At 40.1% G+C, this 23,865-nt stretch carries 16 protein-coding genes; 10 read left to right on the forward strand and 6 right to left on the reverse strand.

The window, feature by feature from the left end:
* Positions 1-41: 41 nt before the first annotated feature.
* Positions 42-539, reverse strand: a complete 498-nt coding sequence (locus BLS35_RS01500; RefSeq protein WP_090777053.1) for an Lrp/AsnC family transcriptional regulator — start codon at positions 537-539, stop codon at positions 42-44.
* A 248-nt stretch (positions 540-787) separates the two neighbouring features.
* Here BLS35_RS01500 and BLS35_RS01505 point away from each other — a divergent pair, with 248 nt between their 5' ends.
* The 8 genes from BLS35_RS01505 to BLS35_RS01540 all read left to right on the forward strand — a co-directional run bounded on the left by BLS35_RS01505 (position 788) and on the right by BLS35_RS01540 (position 11,780).
* Complete coding sequence (locus BLS35_RS01505) at positions 788-1,216, forward strand: hypothetical protein (RefSeq protein ID WP_090777055.1); 429 nt, start codon at positions 788-790, stop codon at positions 1,214-1,216.
* 172 nt (positions 1,217-1,388) lie between these two features.
* Entirely contained in the window at positions 1,389-1,955 is a 567-nt protein-coding gene (locus BLS35_RS01510) for an RNA polymerase sigma factor (protein ID WP_090777342.1), read from the forward strand.
* A gap of 80 nt (positions 1,956-2,035) precedes the next feature.
* Positions 2,036-3,136: a FecR family protein gene (locus BLS35_RS01515; protein ID WP_090777057.1), complete on the forward strand. Its 1,101-nt coding sequence runs from the start codon at positions 2,036-2,038 to the stop codon at positions 3,134-3,136.
* A gap of 220 nt (positions 3,137-3,356) precedes the next feature.
* Positions 3,357-6,854 carry a TonB-dependent receptor gene (locus BLS35_RS01520; RefSeq protein ID WP_254778598.1) on the forward strand — a complete coding sequence of 1,166 codons (3,498 nt, stop codon included), beginning with the start codon at positions 3,357-3,359 and terminating at the stop codon, positions 6,852-6,854.
* Between the two features lie 19 nt (positions 6,855-6,873).
* Complete coding sequence (locus BLS35_RS01525) at positions 6,874-8,304, forward strand: RagB/SusD family nutrient uptake outer membrane protein (RefSeq protein ID WP_090777059.1); 1,431 nt, start codon at positions 6,874-6,876, stop codon at positions 8,302-8,304.
* Between the two features lie 68 nt (positions 8,305-8,372).
* A complete protein-coding gene (locus tag BLS35_RS01530; RefSeq protein WP_254778600.1) occupies positions 8,373-9,581 on the forward strand; it encodes a TlpA disulfide reductase family protein in 1,209 nt (402 codons plus the stop codon).
* Between the two features lie 17 nt (positions 9,582-9,598).
* The gene (locus BLS35_RS01535; RefSeq protein WP_090777061.1) at positions 9,599-10,675 is read left to right on the forward strand and encodes a TlpA disulfide reductase family protein; all 1,077 of its coding nucleotides are present in this window, start codon (positions 9,599-9,601) and stop codon (positions 10,673-10,675) included.
* 4 nt (positions 10,676-10,679) lie between these two features.
* Positions 10,680-11,780: a TlpA disulfide reductase family protein gene (locus BLS35_RS01540; protein ID WP_090777063.1), complete on the forward strand. Its 1,101-nt coding sequence runs from the start codon at positions 10,680-10,682 to the stop codon at positions 11,778-11,780.
* Between the two features lie 93 nt (positions 11,781-11,873).
* On the opposite strand, the gene BLS35_RS01545 is transcribed toward BLS35_RS01540, so the two are convergent.
* The 5 genes from BLS35_RS01545 to BLS35_RS01565 form a co-directional block, all read right to left on the reverse strand.
* Positions 11,874-13,559, reverse strand: a complete 1,686-nt coding sequence (locus BLS35_RS01545; protein WP_090777065.1) for a sodium/sugar symporter — start codon at positions 13,557-13,559, stop codon at positions 11,874-11,876.
* Positions 13,560-13,619: 60 nt separating this feature from the next.
* Complete coding sequence (araA, locus tag BLS35_RS01550) at positions 13,620-15,110, reverse strand: L-arabinose isomerase (RefSeq protein WP_090777067.1); 1,491 nt, start codon at positions 15,108-15,110, stop codon at positions 13,620-13,622.
* 23 nt (positions 15,111-15,133) lie between these two features.
* Positions 15,134-15,832, reverse strand: a complete 699-nt coding sequence (locus BLS35_RS01555) for an L-ribulose-5-phosphate 4-epimerase (protein WP_090777069.1) — start codon at positions 15,830-15,832, stop codon at positions 15,134-15,136.
* Between the two features lie 5 nt (positions 15,833-15,837).
* Positions 15,838-17,517: a ribulokinase gene (locus BLS35_RS01560; protein WP_090777071.1), complete on the reverse strand. Its 1,680-nt coding sequence runs from the start codon at positions 17,515-17,517 to the stop codon at positions 15,838-15,840.
* A gap of 88 nt (positions 17,518-17,605) precedes the next feature.
* A complete protein-coding gene (locus BLS35_RS01565) occupies positions 17,606-18,316 on the reverse strand; it encodes an NUDIX hydrolase (RefSeq protein ID WP_090777073.1) in 711 nt (236 codons plus the stop codon).
* A gap of 122 nt (positions 18,317-18,438) precedes the next feature.
* Here BLS35_RS01565 and BLS35_RS01570 point away from each other — a divergent pair, with 122 nt between their 5' ends.
* A complete protein-coding gene (locus BLS35_RS01570) occupies positions 18,439-19,614 on the forward strand; it encodes an aldose epimerase family protein (protein ID WP_090777075.1) in 1,176 nt (391 codons plus the stop codon).
* A 97-nt stretch (positions 19,615-19,711) separates the two neighbouring features.
* Positions 19,712-23,800 carry a hybrid sensor histidine kinase/response regulator transcription factor gene (locus BLS35_RS01575; RefSeq protein WP_090777077.1) on the forward strand — a complete coding sequence of 1,363 codons (4,089 nt, stop codon included), beginning with the start codon at positions 19,712-19,714 and terminating at the stop codon, positions 23,798-23,800.
* The last annotated feature ends 65 nt before the right edge of the window (positions 23,801-23,865 follow it).

Here is a 23,865-nt window from a genome sequence, read left to right on the forward strand (position 1 = left end):
TATGACAAACCTATTGTTTATTGGGAATTAATCTTAATAATCTACTGTCCATTAGTATGCAATTGGGGCATTTCTAAAGTATAGGCTAGTTCTCTTTTAGCTTCATTAATCACAAACTGGCTACGCACAGTCCCTACATCTGGCAGGCTGGCTAGTCTATTTACTATAAACTCCTTATAAGCATGCATGTTGCTAACCACGATTTTTAACATAAAATCAAAATCTCCTGTCATGTGATAGCATTCCATTACTTCGGTGAACTTAACTACTTCCTGCTCAAAGTTCTTTAAGGACTGGGTACTGTGGTCTTTCAGTTGAATCGAGGTAAAGGAGGTCAGCATTTCACCCAGTTTTTCACGGTTAATGATGGTGAGCGTACCAATAATATAGCCGATCTCTTTGAGCCGTTCCACTCGATTGAAAATGGTGTTTCCGGCTTTATGTAGCTTTAAACCAAGTTGTTTGTTGGTCAACGAGGCATCTTTTTGAATGAGGCGTAAAAGTTGTAGATCAGTCTGATCCAAAGTCGTAGTAGTCATATAACCATATTTTTACGCTTGTTTTTTGCAAATTAAATCTATTCTATTCAGATTGTCAAGTAGTTAGCTTTAATTCTGTCAGATAGATACTTTCTTACACTTTAAAGAATTTAATTCTGTTTGAAAGGTGTTTAATGGAAGATTTTTCCAAATTAGCTGCTGTGTATGGATTTATCAATCATGCTGATCAAATTTGTGTACATTCTACACCACGATTACTTTGCCAGTAGTCAACTAATTTCTGAAAAATGAGTTTAAATTTTTTAAGTATCAATCGTCTGGATGAGTATAAGAGCGACGCAAAGTTGCAAACTACCATTAGTTCCCGCTTAATGTGGTTAGATGAAGGCGAAAGTATGGTTTTTGTACCATCTGGTGTTTCTTTTGATCTTGATATTTATCCTTCAACAGGATGGATATTTTCGTTCAATGAGCTTTTTTATAGGGACTTTTTGGATCGGTACCCTCAGGATTACAACTGTGCTTTGATGGCGAAAAGGTCATGTGATTATTTGTTTATTCCATTAAGTGTCAAGTTACGAATGGAAATGTCTGAACTAGCAGATTTGTTGATAAAGGCGCTAAAAGAGGGGCAATCAGAATTGTTCTTGCAGGCCTACGCAGATTTAATTTTGCTAAATGCAAATCAGGCATACGTAGGAATACACAGTAAATAAGATTCGATAATCAATAACAAAGGGGCATTTGTTTTTACAAATACCTCTTTGTTATTTCCATTGGAGATCGCGAATTATTCTTCGTTTGCCACGGAAATAAAATTGCTTTTTTGTTATCCTTATGAGTAATAGGATATTATTTTTTAGTAATTTTACAAAAGGGGAAATCTTCATGACCATTTATAGTTCATATACTGATTTGGAACTTATTGCTTTGTTAAAAAAGGGTGAGAAGGTTGCGCTTGCCGAGATTTACAGAAGGTATCAGGGCGTTTTGTATAGCCATGCCTACCGTCGCTTGCCGGACAGAGAGGAAGTAAGAGATATCATACAGGAGTTGTTTGTTTATCTGTGGACTAGCAGGGAACAGCTTTATATGACCAGTCTTTCTTCCTATCTCTATGCTTCAGTTCGAAATCGCATATTAAACCAGTATAGAAATAAAAAGGTAAGAGATAATTTTGCTGCTTCATTACAGGAATTTATAGATCAGGGCGAAAATGTGATTGAAGATCAGCTGAGGGAAAAGGAGCTCGCCTTACTCGTTGAAAAGGAAATTGCTGCCTTACCTGATCAGATGCGTCTTGTTTTTGAAATGAGCCGTAAGCTGGAGATGAGCCATAATGAAATAGCTGAGGCCCTCAATTTATCACCACACACCGTTCGCAATCAGGTGCATAATGCCCTAAAAGTTTTACGTGTTAAATTGGGTGCTAACAGTCTGTTTATATTATTTTAACTTTTTTTTAATACCATCTAGTCTATAGCCTGCTTAGCCGTGTCTTATCATTATAGCGCGAAATTTCGCTTAACGTGAACATGGAATTTAAACAAGCTGATAAATTAATTGAAGCATATAATAATGGAACTGCGAGTCCTGAGGAAAGGGCTTTGGTGGAAAGCTGGTATTTGAAATATAAAACAGCGAATACATTAAGTTCTGTAGCGCTACAAGAGGAGCATGATTTAGGTTTGCAAGCCTTGAATGCTTATTTAACAGAGCCGCGTAAAATGAGGTTCTGGCCCCGTATTGCAAGTGCTGCAGCGATATTATTGGTGATGGGATCAGGATTTTATTTTTATAAGGTTCAGAACATGGGTATAAAGGATAAGATTTCTTTAGCACAGGATATTCCACCAGGTAGAAATACAGCGATACTAACAGTGGCAGGTGGCAGGACCATAAACCTCAGTGATGCAAAGAATGGAGTGGTTATAGGGGCAGATAAACTGGTTTATAATGACGGTACCCGTGTGTCTGATCCTGAAAGCGTCGAACCTAACCTGCCTGTAGAGATGACCGCAAGTACACCCCGTGGTGGTATTTATAATGTGACTTTGCCTGATGGTACTACTGTTGTGCTCAATGCGGAAAGTAGTTTGAAATTTCCTTCTGTTTTTAAAGGGAAAAATCGGAAAGTGGAATTACGTGGAGAAGCCTACTTTGAAGTCGCTAAAAATAAGTCGCATCCTTTTATCGTAGAATCAGAAGGACAGACTGTTGAAGTATTGGGAACACACTTCAATATCAATAGTTACGTTTCTAGCCGTTATATAAAAACAACCTTACTGGAGGGAAGTGTAAAGGTAACAGGAAAGGATAATGAACTGGTACTGCAACCGGGAGAGCAGTCTAAATTAACTGGCGGACGGTTGAATGTACAGATAGCTGACATTGAAGAGGCTGTTTCCTGGAAGAATGGGTATTTCCGGTTCAACGATGAAAATATTGTTGACGTGATGCAGAAAATTGCCCGCTGGTATAATATAGAAGTGATTTATAAAGATAAACCAACCTTAGAAGGATTTACAGGAACTATTTCACGGAAATCAAATATCAGTGATGTACTGGATATGCTGGAAAGGACAAAAATCGTTCACTTTGAGATTGAAGGAAGGAGGGTTATGGTAATGAATTAAACTTTTACTACCTAAACCCTTAAAAAAGGTTACCCTGGCTTCGGAACCAGGATAACCCAATAAGCGGTTTACATCAATAATCTAAACTATCAACTAAGCGACATGCCAGTCCATCTTCGAAAATGAAGGCCTGTCGTTTCTAAACCATGCTAAGCAAATGTACAATTTTTACACAAAAAGGTTGATACAGCTTTTGGGCTGTATTTCCAAAATCCAGTTGATGAGGTACCAAGCCTTTGGCCAGGTAAGTGAAACCGGAAAAAGAAAATGGATTATGCGAGTTAACCTGACCACTTTACTCTTAATCACAGTTATCCTGCAGGTAAGTGCGGGAGGCTATGCGCAAAAAATCACTTTATCTGAAAAAAATGCGCCCATTAAATATGTTCTTGATAAAATCAGGACCCAGAGTGGGTATGACTTTTTGTTTACTACTACCAATTTAAAAAATGCAAAACCTGTTACCATACAGGTGAAGAATGCTGATCTGAAAGTGGTACTGGAACAGGTTTTTGAGAACCAGCCATTTGATTATTCAGTAGCTAAAAACTCTGTTGTAGTGTCCAAAAAAGAATCTTCCTTTCTGGATAAACTCAAGAGTGTTTTTTCTGCTATTGATGTTCGCGGTCGTGTTGTGGATGAAAACGGGAAGCCCATGGCGGGAGTGAGCATCAAATCAAAAAACAGTTCAGGAAGATCCATTGTTACCAATGAACAAGGTTTTTTTAGCACTACAGTGCCAGATAATGCTGTGCTTGTTTTTTCTTATGTCGGCTATGTAACATTAGAGTTGCCTGTTCGCCCAAGTATGCTTATCGTTATGCAGTTGAGCCAGAATAAATTGGAAGAAACTGTCGTTGTTGGGTACGGAAGCACCAAAAGAAAAGACCTAACCGGATCGGTGTCTTCTGTAAATATCAGTGAAATTAGGGATGTACCTTATGCAACGATCGATCAGGCATTAAGTGGCAAAGCTTCAGGCGTCCAGGTGGTGCAATCAGATGGTTCTCCCGGTGGCGTTGCAAAAATTAGAATACGAGGAGGAACCTCGTTATTAGGAGGGAATGATCCGCTTTATATTATTGATGGTGTTCAGGTACAGGTTCAAAACCGTTATCAGCAAGCTGCAGCAGATATTGTAAGCCCTACAGAGCGGAGTGGTAACGACTCACCAAACGGTACTATTGCTGGCTCATTTGCAAGAGGGCTTAACAGTTTGGGCGGGTTGAATATAAATGATATTGAGAGTATAGATATTCTAAAAGATGCTTCTGCAACTGCTATATATGGCTCCAGAGCGGCCAATGGAGTTGTAATTATTACCACTAAAAAGGGAAAAACCAACCAAAAGCCTACTATGGAGGCCAACTATTATTTGGGTATGACCAAGGCAAAAGCAGAGGAAGTTTTAAATAGGGAGCAATACATCATGATCATGAAGGAAGCTGCAAAAAATCTTAATGATGCGAGAGCCGCTAAGGCGCAGGCGTCTGACCCTGTGGCGAATCAGATTTTAAACAATCCGGATTTTTTAGGCCCTGCAAATACGAATTGGATGGATCTTGTATTGCGGAACGGCATTACCCAAAATGCTGACCTAGCTGTACGTGGCGGGGGGACGGGGTCACGCTATTACACCTCGCTTACCTACAATAAGAATGAAGGAACAGTTAAGGGGACTGACTATCGCCGGATTGCTGGTAAAGTCAGTCTGGACAATGAAATCAATTCAAAACTGCGCATTAGTACCAATCTGGACTACGGTTTTACCACTAATAACGTAACCAATGGACTTTATACTCAGGCATTATTTGCTCCTCCTACATTTGAAGCTTATAATGCGGACGGAAGTGTTAAAATACTGGATCCAGCTTCTATAGGTGGATATGCTTATCAGGGCTATCAAAATCCACTGGCTTTACTTAAAGGGATCAACCGTTCCAATGGAATCTTACTATTGGGCTCCCTGGCCGCGGAATACGATATTTTAAAAGAATTAAAATTCAGAAGTTCGGTTGCTGTTAACTATAACAATTACAGGCAGAACAATTATGTGGCGAGTACCACTTCTATTGCTACACCGAGTGGGTCGGGAAGTTCGAATAATGGAATTGCTACACAATCGCAGGCTGAGGACGTCAATATGTTTTATGAAAACACGCTGACCTGGGCCAGAGAGTTTAATGCGGATAACAGATTAACAGTATTGGTAGGTACTTCGTGGCAAAAAACCAAATCCAATTCATTCTCTGCAAGTGGACAAGGTTTTCCTGATGATATTTATTTGAACAATCTGTCTTCTGCTGCTGTCACTTTACCTTCTACAGGGTTATCCGGACAAAGCTCCTTGCTGAGTTTTTATATGCGAGCTAACTATGCGCTGTTTGATAAATATCTGTTCACTTTTACCGGACGTTCCGATGCATCATCTAAATTCCCTGAAAATAACCGGGTAGGTTATTTTCCTTCGGGAGGTGTGGCCTGGCGTATTTCGCAGGAGAATTTTTTGAAAAAAGTAAAATGGATTGATGAGATCAAACTTAGGGCGAGTATGGGGTATACAGGAACACAGAATATTGCCGACAATCTGTTTTACACTTTATACAGTCCGGTGTCTTATGCTGGCATGAATGGACTGTCGCCTTCACAACTAGGTAACAGCAAACTTAAATGGGAATCTACACTGCAAAAAGATGCAGGTATTAATATCCAGCTTTTTGGTTCTCGACTACGCGCAGAAGTAGGTTATTATAGTAAAATTACAACGGGTATTTTATTTCCGGCAACAGTTGCAGGTAGTTCTGGCTTTTCAGGTGTGACTGCTAACATTGCAAAAATAAGAAACAATGGACTTGAATTTGAACTTGGAGGAGACTTTATAAGGAATAAAAACTTCCAGTGGTCTGGGAACCTGAATATTTCAGGAAACCGTTCAAAAGTACTAGCCCTATCCAATGATTTTGCTGACCCAAGTAATCCTAAGATATATACTTATGGAAATACTGTGTTAAAAGTGGGAGAGCCTCTTGGACTTTTATATGGAAAGGTATTCGACGGAATTATGCAAAATCAGGCCGAGGTGAATGAATACAAGCAGCGCAGTTATTATGCTAATTATATTTTATCTTATGTAGGAGTAGGTGATGCCCGTTTCAAATTGGGAACACCGATCGCAGGTAATTTTGCACTTTACAAAGATGACATTATAGGTCATGCCGAGCCAAATTTTTATGGAGGTTACACCAATACTTTTAGCTACAAGGGATTCATGCTTAGTGCGCTGACTACCTTCTCATCAGGTGGCGATATCTATTATCTCGCGGATATACAAAACCAGGATGTGTCTACCAGAGCAAATAAAGGAGTAAGGATATTGGACCGATGGACACCTGAAAATACCAATACCACTGTTCCTAAGCTTGTTCTTGGACAGAGTAATTATGCCTATGCTTCAAGCAACAACGTTCATGATGCTTCCTTTATCAGGTTGAAGTCTGTGACTTTCAGTTATCAGCTGCCAAAAAATCTGATCAGCAAAATTAACATGACCAATGCAAGCGTATACATATCTGGAACCAACTTGATTACGATTACCAATTATCCTGGAGCAGATCCGGAAGTTAGCAATGATCCGTATAGTTTGATAGGTGGTTACAGTGATTCAGGAGGTTATCCTTCAGTGCGACAGTTTAGTTTTGGTGTGCGATTTGGGTTTTAACAAATAAAGAATAAATGTGATGAAAAAAATATATGTATATGTGGTATTCTGCTTGATTGCCACTGCGCTTTATTCCTGCAATAAGGAGCTTAGTGCCTTACCTCAGAATTCTAAAACGGAGGAGAATACTATACTTGACCAGGGGACTTCCCAGATTGCCTTGAATGGGGCCTATTACAATTTTGCAAATGCCACTTCAACTAAAAACGGGTGGCAATCGCATCAGATCACTACGGCAAGATTGGCAGGCTACATGCAGTACGGCTACGGGCCTAATGGTTTGGATCTGAACCAGAACGCAGGAACCTCTTTCTGGATTGAATCTTACAAATTGCTAAATGCAGCAAATGGCGTAATTAAAGGAGTTACTGCACTAGCCGATAATAAGTTTACAGCGAATAGAAAAAAGGAAATATTGGCTGAGGCCCGTTTTTTAAGAGCTTATGGTCATTTCAGAATATTGATGTTCTATGCGGAATGGTTTAAGCCAAACAGTGCGCTGGGCGTATTGATCAGGGATGAATTGTCTACCCTAACCAATATCAGCAAAGCCAGGAGCTCAGTTAAAGAGAGTTATGATTTTATCCTGGCAGATTTGGATGAGGCAATTGCGAATGGTCCGTCTACCAATGCAGCCTATTATGCAACAAAATGGGCTGCAATGGCCTTAAAGATGAGGGTGCTGATCAATAGGGGGGCTGCTGGGGATTTCACAGAGATCATAGGTCTGGCCAATACCCTTACTACAAGTAGTCCTTACGTGTTGGAAGCAAATGCGATGGATATTTTCAGAAGTAAAGGATTAAGCAGTAAAGAGGTGATACTTGGCTTACAGCCACAGGCTTTACAGGCGGCAGATTTCTACAGCAAAACTAAGCAGTATTACCCTGGTGCATCTTCCTTATATGTAGCCTCAAATGCACTTAAGAATATTTACGCGAATGATCCCCGTCTTGCCTGGATGATTGGTACCGCCAATCCTTCTGCCAGTTCGCCTAATACTTTCTATTTTACAAAGTATGCTGCACAGGGTGTTGTTGCATCCTCACTTACAGAGACTGATTATGCCATCCGGTTAACTGAAGTTTATCTACTCAAAGCAGAAGCAATAGTACGATCGGGTGGAAGTTTGACTGACGCTAAAACACTATTACATACCATACAAGCAAAAGCTGGTATTACAGCTACAGTCAACAATATCAATTATCTTGAAGTTGAAGCTGCTGTAACTCCGGATGCGATGCTGATGGAAATATATAAGGAGACTGTTAGATGTATGGTCGGCGAAGATGGACAGGAGTGGATGTGCCTGTTGCGTTTACCTTTATCAACTGTACAGCAGCTAAGGCCAACAATTACCAGTCAGCTTCTTTACATATTCGGTGTTCCATCCAATGAGTTTTTGTACAACCCATTGTTCGGAGATCAGAATCCAGGGTATAACAAATAATTAAGTATTAAAGTAAAAGGTTGCAATAAACTTATGGTAGCCTTTTACTAATTAAAGATCTGAAAACTATGAGAAAATATATTTTAATTGCTTTAATGATTTGCGGTAAAACCGGCATACTGTATAGTCAGCAACAAAAACAGCCATTTATTTTAAATGGAAAGATCAAAGGACAGGAATCTGGTTTTTTGAAATTATCCTATGCATCGGGCGATGGTAAAAACGTACAAGATAGCTGCGCAATACGAAACGGTTCATTTGAATTTAAGGGGGCATTATCGGGGCCGGTAATGGCCTATTTTATGGGAGCAGTAAAAAGTCGGGGTATGGACGATTCAAACCTTACTTATTTCTTTATTGAACCTGGGAACATGACCATGGAGGTAACGGCGGGGGAATTTAAGAAACTGAAATTGAAAGGTTCCAAAACCCAGGATGAAGTAGCTGCACTGGAAGTCCTTAAAAAAACTCAGATGGATCAGATCCGGGTGCTTTCGGCTGCTTATGATAAAGCGAATATGGCCTATATTGATGCTAGAAAAGCTGGAAAAACAGAAACTGAACAGGAAGAATTGAAAGAAGCTGCAACAGCTGCAAAAGATAAAATGGAACCTTTTCGGGAGGAGATCGCTAATATAGATATGGCCTACATTAAAAGCCACCCAAACTCCTATTATTCAGCCTATGCCTTAAGTTGGAAAGTATCTTCGCTGCCACTTGCTGAATCAAAGCTGCTTTATGCAAAACTATCAGAACGTATAAAGCAAAGCAGCTACGGAAAAAAAATTGCAGATGAGATCAAGAGCCTGGAAGGCGGATCGCCCGGAAGCCCGGCTTCGGTATTTAGTTCAACGGACATCAACGGACAGCCCCTAAGCCTTGCAGATTTTAAAGGTAAAAAATATGTCTTGCTCGATTTCTGGGCCAGCTGGTGTGTACCTTGCCGTAAAGGAAACCCACATTTGTTATCGTTGTACAGTAAGTATAAAGATAGAGGATTGGAAATCATTGGTGTATCTGATGACGATAGTAACAATGAAGCCTGGAAAAAGGCCGTTGCACAGGACAAGATCGGTGTGTGGAAACACGTTCTGAGAGGATTGAAAAGAACAGCAACAGGATATGACAAGACGAATGACATCACGGAGCCTTACGCCATTCATTCGCTACCAACCAAAATCCTCGTAGATAAAAACGGAATGATCATCGGCCGCTATGGTGGAGGTGGTGAAAATGACGAAGCGATGGATAAGAAACTGGCTGAAATTTTTAACTAGTAAATCAATAAAAAACTATGAAATCACTTAAAATTTTGACTGCTGCCGCTATGCTCTGCATGGCTGGTACAGCTTTCGGTCAGCAGGCACGGATCAATGGAAACATTAAAGGACTGGGTAATGCCGAACTGAATTTTCATTATTACGAAGGTAATGAACCTAAAACCAGTAATGTGAAAGTAGCAGGGGATAAATTCAGCTGGGCCGCCCCTATGCCCAATCCACAGAAGATCACCATCATGTTCCCCAAAAGAGCCGTATGGGTCTTTGTTGAACCGGGAAATATGGAGATGACCGGCAGTGCCGATTCACTGAACAAGGTTAAATTAAGTGGATCAAAAATACAAATGGAGGCAGATGCATATGATAAGCTGCTGGAGCCATTTTCATCTCAGGAAATGCCCTTATACCAGAAATATGGTAAGGTAAGTAAAGAAGAACAGTTGCAACTGGAACAAAAGCTTGCCGATATCAGGAAGCAAAAGCGTGCAGTCGCTAATAATTACATTGCTTCGCATCCTGAAAGTGCGTTTAGCTTAAGCTTAGTTACAGATCGTGCTGGAATGGGTGAATACAATGATATACAGACTATTTATAATCAGCTGGGTAAAAATATAAAAGCCACGCCAGAAGGAAAACGCTTGAATGAACGCCTTGTGATACTAAAACGGAGTGCAATTGGTACTCCTATGTTAAATTTTACACAAAATGATACGGAAGGGAAACCGGTAAGCTTCATGGCATTTAAAGGGAAGTATGTGCTGATCGATTTCTGGGCAAGCTGGTGTGGACCATGTCGCGCAGAGAACCCTAATGTATTGAAAGCCTACAATAAATACAAAGATAAGAACTTTACGGTTGTGGGCGTTTCTCTTGATGATAAGGGAGATAACTGGAAAAAAGCTATAAAAGATGACGGAATGCCATGGACACAGCTTTCAGACCTAAAGGGTTGGAAAAATGAAGTGTCTACCTATTACGGAATTATGGGTATCCCAAGTACATTACTGGTTGATCCGCAGGGAAAAATCATTGCAAAAGATTTAAGAGGCGAAATATTGAACAAGAAACTGGAAGAAATATTTAATAACTAACCTGATGAACATAAAATACTTAATTCTTGTTACGTTGCTGTTTGCACAAACGGCAGCTGGAATTGCGCAAACCAGGTCCGATGGCTATAAGCTAACAGGCACAGTTAAAGGAATTGCCGATGGTGAGGTGGACCTTACAAGCTATGATTCCCGGACCAGGACAAACAAAGTACTCAATACGGCAAAAGTTAAGAACGGTAAGTTCAGCATGACGGGGAAATTGAATACCCCGGAACTTATGGGGCTTTCTTTTACCCCAGGCAACTGGGGAACGCGAGTTTTTCTGGAAAATGTTCCTGTTAACATTAGCATTGATACCGCAGGCTCAATGCATTATGATTATACCAAATACGGGGATAAAAAAGGTGCCACGCTACAGCAGGTTAAAGTAAGCGGATCTGTAAGTCATGCTGATTACGAAGACTACGAGAACAAGACGAAAGGGAGCAAAAAAAGAGAAGAGGTATTTTCTCGGCAATTGAATTACATCCGTCCCTTTATTGCTAAAAAGCCTTCATCTGTTGCAGGTGTCTATATGCTCAGCACGCACTATATGTTTAATTCGGGAATGCCCCTTACGGATCTCGAGCAGCTGATGAATCAGTTTAAAGGCCCCGCAACTCATTCCGTTTACTTCAGTAACCTTCAAAAGGAAATTGCCGAAAGAAAGGCTGTATTACCCGGCAATCTTGCGGAAGATTTTACTTTGTTGCAAAGGGACAGTACAAAATTCACGCTTTCATCCACAAGGGGTAAATATGTGATGATCGATTTCTGGGCGAGTTGGTGCAAGCCATGTAGGGAGGCCATTCCACATTGGAAAGAGGTGTACGCAAAATATAAAGATAAAGGTTTTGAAATCGTGAGTGTAACGAACGACAGCAGATGGAATGATTGGATCAAAGCTATGGATGTAGAGAAAATGCCATGGATACAAACCATTGATGAATTTCCGGTGAAAAACATGCCGGCAAGGGTTGTTAGTAAGTACAAACATGGTACAATACCGCTCTATGTATTGCTGGATAAAGAAGGTAAAATATTGGTTAAAACGGGGGATGAAACAGAAATAGATCATAAACTTACAGAGCTATTGGGTAATTAAAGATCAGTTTCCTCTCTTATAGTTGGTAATGCAGCAAAATAGAACGGGGATTTGTAATAAACAAATCCCCGTTCTAATTAATGTGCAACTTGCTTACCAGAACTTCACATAAAGTGCTGCAATGATCAACAGTGTAACCACTATCAATGCCATCGTAGATGGAGCAACTTTGAACATCGATTTATCCAGTTCGAAAGCTTTAGGATTTACTTTAGGTCCTGCTAAACTCATGACAATCATAATAGCCATGGTAAAGAAGAAGGATAGGCCCATGCAAATATGGAAAGGGATCTCAAAAGCACCCTTACCATTAGGGTAGGCAGTATATAATAATGTATCATTTCCTAATAATCCTGGTGCCATCTCGTTAAAGAAAACAGATAAAAGGAAACCAGATAAAACACCAGCAATGGCTGCTGCACCTGTAGTTCTTTTCCAGAACATACCCAAGATGAACATCGCAAAAACACCCGGACTGATAAAGCCTGTGTATTTTTGGATGAAGGTGAAACCACCTTCTCCACCTATACCGAGGAGATCATTCCAGGTAAACAAAACAGCCAGGATCATTCCAACAAATACGGTAGTTCTTCCAACAAAAACCAGGTTCTTTTGTTCCGTACCTTTCTTAAAGTACTTCGAATAGATGTCTAGTGTAAAGATCGTAGAGATACTATTTACTTTGCCAGCTAGTGAGGCTACAATCGCTGCGGTAAGTGCTGCTACAGATAAACCTTTAAGGCCAGTTGGTAAAAAGGTCAGTACCGCTGAGTAAGCACCATCTTTACCGCCAATCAGTTGTGGTAGATGTCCGCCTTTATACAAAACATAGGCTGCTATACCAGGTAGCATTACAATTAAAGGCATCAGAAGCTTTAAAAAGCCCGCAAATAAAATACCAGTTCTGGCAGTTTGCAGGTCGGCACCTAAAGCACGTTGTGTGATATACTGGTTACAGCCCCAATAGTTCAGATTGATGATCCAGATACCGGCAACATAGGAGGCAAGCCCGGGAAAAGTAAGGTATTTGCTGATTTCATTTTGTGTAGATTCAGCCGTTGGCTTCGGAATGATCATCTTAAAATGCTCCGGAGCCTGCTCCATTAATACATTAAAACCCGCAATGGCATTGGCACCTACACCAAATTTTTGTCCCACTACGGTTAAGGCGATGTAGGTGGTCACCAGTCCGCCGAAAATTAAAACGCCCACCTGAATTACGTCTGTATAGGCCACTACCTTCATTCCACCCAGCGAAATAATCAGGGCAAAAACAGCAAGTCCGATCATAATGACGTGGAGATAATCGCCACCGGTTAACCCGTTAATGGCGACAGCACCCAGATAAAGTATCGAGGTCAGGTTTACGAACACATATAAAAACAGCCAGAATATGGCCATAATCAAAGCGACAGATTCATTATACCTGGTCTTGAGAAACTGCGGCATGGTGTAAATCTTATTTTTAAGATATACGGGAATAAACCAAACGGCGACAATGATCAACGCAATTGCTGCGATCCATTCATATGCGGCCACTGCAATACCAAGGAAAAAGCCTTCGCCACTCATACCGATAAATTGTTCGGCGGAGATATTGGAAGCGATAAGTGAGGCACCAATGGCCCACCAGGTTAAAGTGCCCTCGGCCAGAAAAAAGGCTTTGGCATCATGCTCGTCTTTTTTGCGCTGGCGATAAATGTAATACCCATAGCCGGATACGACTAAAAAGTAGATAATGAAAACTACATAATCCGTAGTTACTAAACTATTGTTCATAGCGGGTTATTTGGTTGTTTTAAATAGGTTTTGTGCCGGAACGAATCCGGCACAAAACGGTTACTTATAAAAGACTTCGTTCCATTTCAGTTCATTTCTGAACTGATTGATTTTGGTATCAGCACCAATATTTACATACTCTATACCCGCAATATTGGCAAAATCCAGTAAATGCGCGGTAGTTAGATTCTGACTATATGCGGTATGGTGAGCTCCACCTGCATAAATCCAGGCTGCACATCCTGTTTTCATATCAGGGAGTGGTTTCCACAGTACCTGTGCAACAGGAAGTTTTGGAAGTTGGTGTATAGGTTCAACGGCTTCTACTTCATTAACCAGTAAACGGAAACGGTTACCCATATCTACAATAGATGCGTTGAGTGCATTGCCACCTGCGACATTAAAAATAAGTCTGGCAGGGTCTGCCTTGCCCCCGATTCCTAATGGATGTACTTCAAGACGAGCTTTGCCATTCGCTAGGGAGGCATCTACCTCAAGCATATGTGAACCTAATACCATTGAATTAGCAGGATCGAAATGGTAGGTATAATCTTCCATAAAAGCATTGGCACCTGGTAAGCCAGCACCCATTACTTTACAAGCTCTTACTAAAGCTGCGGTTTTCCAGTCACCTTCTCCGGCAAAACCGTAGCCTGCTGCCATTAAACGTTGTGCAGCAATACCTGGCAATTGTACCATTCCATGCAGGTCTTCAAAAGTATCACTGAAGCCTTTGAATCCACCATCTTCAAGGAACTTTTTTAAACCAAGCTCTATTTTCGCCGCTTCATATACGGAAGCATGCCTTTCTCCACCACGAAGGAGGTCTGCTGTCATAGTATAGGTAGCTTCATATTCAGTCAGTAATTCCTGTATAGCTGTTTCCGGGATGCTGTTAATTACAGCAACCAGATCACCTATACCATAAGTATTTACTTCAAAACCAAATTTAAGTTCAGCTTCAACCTTATCACCATCTGTAACCGCCACATAGCGCATGTTGTCTCCAAAACGGACAAATTTTGCTCCCTGCCAGTCGTGCCATCCGGCAGCAGCGCGTGTCCAGGTATCAATTTCTTTGACTACCTCTTCGTCCTGCCAGTGTCCCACAACTACTTTGCGGTCTTTACGCATTCTGGTTACCATAAATCCAAATTCACGGTCGCCATGTGCACTTTGGTTCAGATTCATGAAGTCCATGTCAATGGTATCCCATGGAATATCGCGGTTAAACTGTGTATGCAAGTGCAGCAATGGCTTCTGAAGGATATTTAAACCCCTGATCCACATTTTAGCCGGAGAGAAAGTATGCATCCAGGTTATTACGCCAATACAATTGACTGTAGTGTTCGCCTGTTGAAGGGTGTCAAAAATTTCCTGTGGTGTTTTTACAATAGGTTTATACACAACACGCACTTGTATTGGCTGTGCAGCATCTAAAGATGATGCTACTTCTTGTGCATGTAGTGCCACTTGCTTTAAAGTTTCTTCACCATAAAGGTCTTGAGTTCCGGTAATAAACCAAACTTCTAAATTTTTTAAATTGATCATTATAAATGTGGTTATCTGATTTGTTATTGTCCATAGTAGGAGTCGGCACCGTGCTTTCTCTCGTAGTGTTTTTTGATCAGGGCATCTTTTAATTTGGGTACATCCCTGCGTATTTGCTCTGTAAGTAGCGCCATACGGCCAACTTCTTCCAGTACCGCGCTGTTATAAACCGCTTTTTCTGCTGTTTTTCCCCAGGTAAAAGGGGCGTGATTCCCGACGAGGATCATCTCTACTTCCTTGTAGCTTAGGCCAGCTTCTTTGAAGTGGTTCATAATCTGGAAACCTGTTTCATACTCATAGTTCCCTGCGATCATATCATCTGGCATAGGAGGGGCACAGGGAATGTCGACCGTTAGGTGATCAGCATGGGTGGTTCCATAAATCGGAATTGCCCTTTGGGATTGTGCCCAGGCTGTTCCATAAGTAGAATGTGTATGCACAATTCCCCCAATGTCTTCCCAATGCTTATACAATACCGCATGTGTTTTAGTATCAGATGAAGGACGAAGTGTTCCTTCAACGGTATTTCCATCAAAGTCAACAATCACCATTTTCTCTGGCGAAAGTTCTTCATAAGGTACACCACTTGGTTTTATAGCGAATACACCAGCAGCTCTATCTGCTGCACTGGCATTACCAAAAGTGAAAAGTACCAGCCCTAGTTTAGGGAGTTGCATATTTGCCAGGTACGCCTTTTCTTTAATTTCCTGATAGTTGTTCATGGTAATTATTTTTTTATGCTTGCTTCAATAAATCCTCCAAGGGCTTTGTATTGTAAAAAGCGGCGCTCATAATAAGCGATCGTTCCTTCTTCAGGGGTATATTCTTTGTCGAAACCACTACCCATGCCCAGCATTGCAGCTTCAACGTTCGGATATATGCCTGCTACAACAGCTGCAAACATGGCTGCACCTAAGGCACAAGTATGTTCAAATTGGTGGATACGGATAGGCATATTCAATACATTAGCCATAGTTTGCATGACGAAGGGTGATTTTTTAGCGACACCGCCAATACCGATAATACCTTTTACAGGAATGCCTTCAGCCCTAAAACGGTCAACTATGTTTTTAGCGCCAAAGCAAGTGGCCTCAACCAGAGCTCTGAATATGCGTGGAGCATCACTTCCCAAATCAAGGTTGTTGATAGCACCTTTTAATTCTTGATTGGCATCAGGTGTTCTTCTTCCGTTTAACCAATCTAGGGCCAGTTCATCATCGTCTGTTTTTGGTAACAACGCAGCCTGTTTGCTCAGTTCAGGAATAAGCTGATCTAAAAGTTCTTTTTCAAGTGCTGCAACAGTATGACTATCTAATAGTGTCGAATTCCTTAATAAGTTCTTAATTGGCCAGGCGAGTACTTCTTTAAACCAGGCATATACATCGCCAAAGGCGGATTGTCCGGCTTCAAGGCCGGGCATCCCTGGGATCACCGAACCATTAACTTGTCCGCAAATTCCCTTGATGAGTTTACCGTCGATGTCCTCTTGTGGCACCACCAAAATATCGCAGGTAGAAGTACCCATTACTTTGCTCAAGTGATAAGGTTCAATTTGTCCACCCACAGCGCCCATATGTGCATCAAAAGCGCCAACACCAACCACAACATCTGTGTTTAAACCCAAACGTTCGGCCCATTCAGTACTGAGGTTTCCGGCGGATGCATCAGAAGTGAAGGTATCTTTAAATAGACGGTCTGTAAAACCATCAAGAAGCGGATCTAATGCGGTAAAGAATTCATTTGGGGGCAAACCACCAAATTCTTCTGCCCAAAGCGCTTTGTGCCCGGCTGCGCAACGACTTCTTTTCATTTCCGAAATGTCCTTTCCTCCAGTAAGTAGGAAAGGTACCCAGTCGCAATGCTCTACCCAGGAATAGCAAGCCTCTTTTACGACATCATCAGCGCGTAAAATGTGCAATAACTTAGCCCAGAACCATTCTGATGAATAAATTCCACCACAATATTTAAGGTAGTTGATGTCATATTTTGCAGCATGGTTGTTGATTTGCATGGCTTCCTTAACAGAAGTATGGTCTTTCCATAGCACAAACATCGCATTAGGATTTTGCTCAAATTCGGGTAACAGGGCAAGCGGAGTACCCGCCTGATTTACGGCAACCGGGGAAGAACCAGTGGTGTCAACTGCAATTGATTTTATAGCAGCAGCGATTCTATCGCCACCGGCTTTAAGTATGCAGTCTTTTATACTTTGTTCAAGACCTTCAATATAATCTAAGGGATGTTGTCTGAACTGATTTTTTGCGGGATTGCAGAATAACCCTTTCTGCCAGCGGGGGTAATAGAAAACGGAAGAAGCGAGTTCTGCGCCATTGTTTGCGTCAATAATCACTGAACGCACAGAATCCGATCCATAATCAACCCCTATAACGTATTGATCTTTGCTCATATTTAGTTAAATAAATGTCTAATTAACGTTTATTTAATTTAATAAAAGAATTTATTTTAAGAATCCTGCTTTATGCGCTAAAAGGTTCTTATACAGTTAATAGTTTGTCGGGGTTTGGAATGAAGTTGAGGAATGCCTGGAAGTTTGCTTTATATTTTTTCTTGTCTAGCTTAAAATAAAATGCACCTTTTTTAGAACCGGATTTATCTTTCTCAGCAAGCTTGATCAGTAGCTTGGTTGCTGTTAATTTTCGGATAAAATTTCGGTTGTCTATTTGTGTATTGTATACATCCTCATATAAGTTTTGAAGTTGCGGAATGGTGAATTTTTTAGGTAAAAGTTCGAAAAGAATAGGGTGTAAGGCTGCTTTATACCTTATTTTCTTTTTTGCCGCTTCCACCATTTCACCATGGTCAAAGATCAATTCAGGCGCATCTTTCAAGAGGAACCATTCGGCATGATACTGATCGCTGATCTGAGTTTCATATTTATGAATGTCGATCAATGCAAAATAAGTAACTGATAAAGTTCTTTCAATGGGATCCCTTAGCGGATCACCATATGCCTGGATTTGCTCCAGGTAAACGCCCTCAAGTCCGGTAAGCTGGGTAAGTACCCGGTTGGCTGCACCATCCAGACTCTCCTCGGGCCTAACAAAACCACCCATCAAACTCCATTTATCCTTTTCCGGTTCAAAGCCTCGTTTAATGAGGAGTATCTTTAAATGCTCTCCATCAAATCCAAAAACAATGCAATCAACGGCAATTAAAAAACGAGTCTGATCAATATATTTTCTCATTAGTTCTTTGGGCTAAATATCTATAGTTGTAAATGTATCATATTTTGAATATTAATAGTTGTTTTGACATTTAATATTCTTTTTATACATTAGTAATAAGATCAAATATATAAAAACGCATTATGAACAAAAATTTCAAATCCATTTGTTTAATTTTTATTTCGGTATGGACATTAAGCGGTTGTAGCAATGGAAACAATCATCAATCTACCGGAAATGACTCTTTGGCTATTTCGACTGCCCATATACCAGATGTAAGCGGATTTAAGGCCAGCATAGCGGGGAAGGATGTTGAACTTTTTGTTTTAAAAAATAAAAATGGGGTCGAAGCTGCCATTACCAATTACGGCGGACGCGTAGTATCCTTATTGGTTCCGGATAAGCATAATGCATTTAAAGACGTAGTTTTAGGTTACGATAGCTTGAAATCATATCAGAAAAAAGGAGAACCATTCTTTGGCGCATTAATCGGTCGTTATGGAAATCGGATCGGGCAAGGAAAGTTTACTTTAGATGGCAGAACTTATCAATTGCAATTGAATGATGGAGTAAATACGCTTCATGGCGGATTTGATGGCTTTTTTGGTAAGGTTTGGGATGCTAAAAAAGTGACTAATCAAATTCTGGAATTGAGCTATTTGTCTAAAGATGGAGAAGCAGGCTACCCGGGTAATTTAACGGTTAAGGTAACGTATGAATTAACCGACGATAACTCGCTTAAAATAAGCTATAACGCAACTACGGATAAGCATACCGTATTGAACTTAACTAATCATGCTTATTTTAATTTGAATGGAGCAGGCGATTCAACAATTACGGATCATTTGCTGTCAATTGATGCAGATACATATACCCCGGTTGATTCGACTTTAATCCCTACAGGAAAGATTGAACAAGTTGCAGGAACACCATTTGATTTTAACAAACCGACCTTAATTGGTGCAAGGATCAATGATCAGAACGAACAACTGAAATTTGGAAAAGGTTACGACCATAATTTTGTACTTAGAAAAGGTAAAGGCTTGCAAAAAGTGGCTACAGTTGTGAGTGCTAAAACTGGTATCGTGATGGATGTTTTAACCGAAGAACCTGGATTACAATTTTACAGTGGGAATTTTTTAACTGGTGATGTGCATGATGGTAAAGGGGCTGTAAGTTACCCGCACCGTTCGGCATTCTGTTTAGAGACGCAACATTTCCCAGATTCACCTAATCAAGCTACGTTTCCAACGACGGAATTAAAACCTGGACAAGTATATAAAACGGTAACCGTTTATAAATTTAGCGTACAGAAATAACGAATAGACGCTATTTATACAGGCTCTTTTTGTTTAGCGGTTTTAACTAATATGAAAGTAAAATCATATTTTTACGCTAAACCAAATGAGCCTGTAAATGTCGCCATCTTTTTTTTGGGTTAAACTGTCGCTGCTATTCATACTCCTGTACGGGTATGGGTCGGTTTTTGCCCAAAAAGACAAGATAAGTTTTAAGCACCTGACTGTTGAAGATGGACTTTCCCAAAGTAGCGTACTGTCTATAGCGCAAGACAGCATGGGCTTCATGTGGTTTGGAACAAAAGACGGGTTAAATAAGTACAATACCAGAAATTTTGAGGTCTATAAACGCGAAAGAGGAAACAGCTCTTCATTAAGTAGCGGTCAGAATATCAATGCTTTGTTAACCGATACTAAAGGCAATCTTTGGGTTGGTACACAAAAGGGTCTGAATAAATATTTACCCGAAACTAATTCTTTTCAGCGCTATCAATATGATCCCAAACGGAAAAATAGCCTTAGCAATAATATTGTAAGGAGTATTTTTGAAGACAATAAAGGGCATATTTGGGTAGGAACAGATAGCGGATTAAATAAGTTAATTGGCGGCAATAGTTTTGCCCGTTTTATGCCTGGTAATGAGCATATACCCGGCCTGGCAAATCAGCTGATTAAATCTGTTCATCAGGATCATCAAGGTGTAATGTGGATAGGCACCATTCAAGGGCTAACAAGGATGGAATTCAAAAATGGGAAATATCATTATCAATCTTATTTCCATAAGTCCGGTGATCCCGAGAGTCTTATTGATAACGATATAAGTGTGGTTTTTGAAGACCCAAAGCATAATCTCTGGGTGGGAACACATAATAATGGACTGGATTTACTGGATCGGGAAAAAGGAACTTTCAGGCATTTCGTAACAAAAAAGGGAGACCCCAATAGCATCAGCAGCAATGTGATCCGAAAAATTAAGACGGATCGAGATGGCCGGCTTTGGATTTCAACTCTTCATGGCATAAACATTCTGGATCTGAATACTTTTAAGTTCACGATATTAAATCATAATCCAGAAGATCCTACAAGTTTAAATCATAATTCTATCTATGACATTGTAAAGGATGTCACCGGCTCGATGTGGGTAGGTACTTATTTTGGCGGCGTAAACTTTTATCACCCCAACGCCACACCATTTAGAGAATATAAAACCAGTTTAGGCAAAAATGGGATCAGCAGCAATGTAGTCAGCTCGATAGTTGAGGATAAATACCACAATTTATGGGTGGGAACAGAGGCCGAGGGCCTAAATTATTTTGATCGAACAACAGGTAAGTTTATCAGTTTTAAACACGATTCAGAAAACAAAAATTCACTTAGTTCAAATTTGGTTAAAGCCATTTCAATTGATAAAAATGGAGAAGTTTGGATTGGCACCTATGAAGGTGGGCTAGATGTTTATTTGCCAGCTACAAGAAGCTTTAGGCATTACAAGCCAAATTACACTGACCCCAAAGCTTTAAATTCCAATCGTATTGTCTGTTTGCTCCACGATAGTAAAAACAGGCTTTGGATAGGTACACGAGCACAAGGTATTTTTATATATAACGAAAAGGAAAATAATTTTGCACCCTACAACAATCCTGGAAATCACCACGATTTAAAGTTTTTGAGGTATTTTTTTGAGGATTCTAAGAAAAACATTTGGATCGCCACCAATTCCGGAACCTATATTCTTGATCCGGTAACCAATAAAATAAAAAGATTTAAGGTCGCCGACAATAGTACAAAATTTGATGATATCAACCTGATTCAGGAGGATTCAAGAGGGATAATTTGGTTGGGGAGTTATGATGCAGGATTAATTCGTTATCAGCCGGCAACTCGTAAAGTTCGTTTTTACACCATGAAAAATGGATTACCCAGCAATGTTATCCTGGGGATTTTGGAAGATGAGGCTGGAAACTTGTGGATCAGTACAGACAATGGATTGGCTAAATTTGACCGAAAAGCTTTCAAAACTTATACCGTTGAGGATGGATTGCCAGGTAATGTATTCAATTACAATTCATTCTATAAAGATACCCAGGGACAGCTTTACTTTGGTGGATACAATGGTTTAGTTAGTTTCTATCCTAATGAGATCAAAGAGAATAAAAAAATCCCAAAAGTTATTTTTACCCGGCTGAGGCTCTTTAATAAAACGGTTACTATAGATGATGAAAGCAACTTGTTGAGCCGCAACATCAGTTTAACTAAGGAAATTACTTTTTCACATGCGCAGAATATTTTTAGCGTAGAGTTTGCAGTCCTTAACTATATCAAATCGGAGAAAAATAAATACGCCTATAAACTTGAGGGCCTGGATAAAGAATGGAATTATGTGACTACCCCAACTGCCACATTCTACAATCTTCCATCAGGCACGTATAAATTATTGATCAAAGGATCAAATAATGATGGGGTTTGGAGCAATCAGTCAGAAGAAATGATCATCCACATTAAACCGCCATTTTGGAAAACCTGGTGGGCCTATCTCATTTATATCATTTTATTTTCTGCGGTCTTATTTCTTGTATTTAGGTTTCTATGGATTAGGGCTTTATTGAGGAAGGAGCATGAGGTTTATCAAATGAAAATGGACTTCTTTACCAATGTTTCTCATGAGATTAGAACGCCTTTGACGTTGATTATCGGTCCCCTGGAGAATTTAATTAATGATACAAAAGAGTATCCTGGGATCAATCGTCGATTGCTTACCGTAAGAAAGAATGCCGGAAGGTTAACTCGTTTGGTAAATGAGTTGATGGATTTCAGAAAGCAAGAGGCCGGTAAATTGACTTTGAATGTTTCTCCGGAAAATATAGTAGAATTTGCTAAAGAGATCTATTTGTCCTTCCAGTATCTGGCGATAAAACATCATATTGATTATCAGTTTAAAAGTAACGATGATGAGATAGAAGTCTATTTTGATTCGGAACAACTGGAAAAGGTGTTTTTTAATTTATTATCAAATGCATTTAAGTTTACCCCTGAATATGGTATTATCAATTTATCGGTAAATCGGTTAGAAAATGGTTTTGTAGAAATAAAAGTTTGTGACAATGGTAAAGGGATTCCTGAAGAAAGTAGAGAAAAATTGTTTACCAATTTTTACCAGGTAAAAGATCCACTTTCAAGAAACAGTGGGACCGGAATTGGGCTTGCTTTATCTAAAAAAATAGCCCGGTTACATCATGGTGATCTGATCCTTTTGCCAAGTGCAGCGCTTGCTGAAACAGATGTTCAAACCTGCTTTAGCTTAAAACTACGTACTGGAAGTAGTCATTTTAAAAAGAGCGAGCTCAGTCCGCAGTTTGTAAATGTGGAGAGTCCTGTGCTGTATCAGTTACCAGAGGAGTTTGAGGAAATAGCGGATCAGGACTTAGAGAAAGAGCAGCCTGCCGAAGATAGGATTACGATATTGATTGTTGAAGACAACCGCGAGATACGCGATTTTATTAAACAGTCGTTAAAACACGCTTATCATATCATTGAAGCCGAGGATGGTCAACAGGGTACTCAGATTGCATTTGAAAAAATACCCGATATTATAGTGAGTGACGTGATGATGCCTGTTATGGATGGACTTGAACTGTGCCGTGTACTTAAAACGGATCCACGTACCAGCCATATTCCTATTATTTTGTTAACTGCGCGATCTGGCAACATACATGAGGTGAGTGGTTTAAAGACTGGTGCAGAGGCTTATATCACCAAACCTTTTAGCATTGATGTGTTGCAGCTTAACATCAATAACCTGTTGACCCTGCAAAATAATATGCGCAGAAAGTTTAGTCAGCAGATTACGCTGCAGCCTTCCAATGTACTTATTGAATCTACTGACGAAGAGTTTTTAAACAAAATCATGTCCATCATCGAGCATAACTTTAGTATTGACGAGTTCAATGTAAATGTGCTGGCTGCTGATGTAGGTATGAGTACTCCAATTCTGTATAAAAAGATAAAGGCACTGACGGGTTTAACGGTTAATAATTTCATTAAATCAGTACGTTTAAAAAGAGCTGCGCAATTATTGAAACAACAGACCTATACTGTTTATGAAGTGGCTTATATGGTGGGTTTTAGTGATAGTAAATATTTCAGTAAAGAATTTACGAAACAATTTGGGCGCACGCCAAGCGATTATGCTGAAGAGGCCCAGGTATAGCCTGCCGATAGGATGTTAAAAAAGCTTAATGAAATGCCAATTGTTTAGCAAGCAGAAGGCTGTGT

It is taken from the genome of Pedobacter sp. ok626 (genome assembly GCF_900100435.1).
Lineage (GTDB): Bacteria > Bacteroidota > Bacteroidia > Sphingobacteriales > Sphingobacteriaceae > Pedobacter.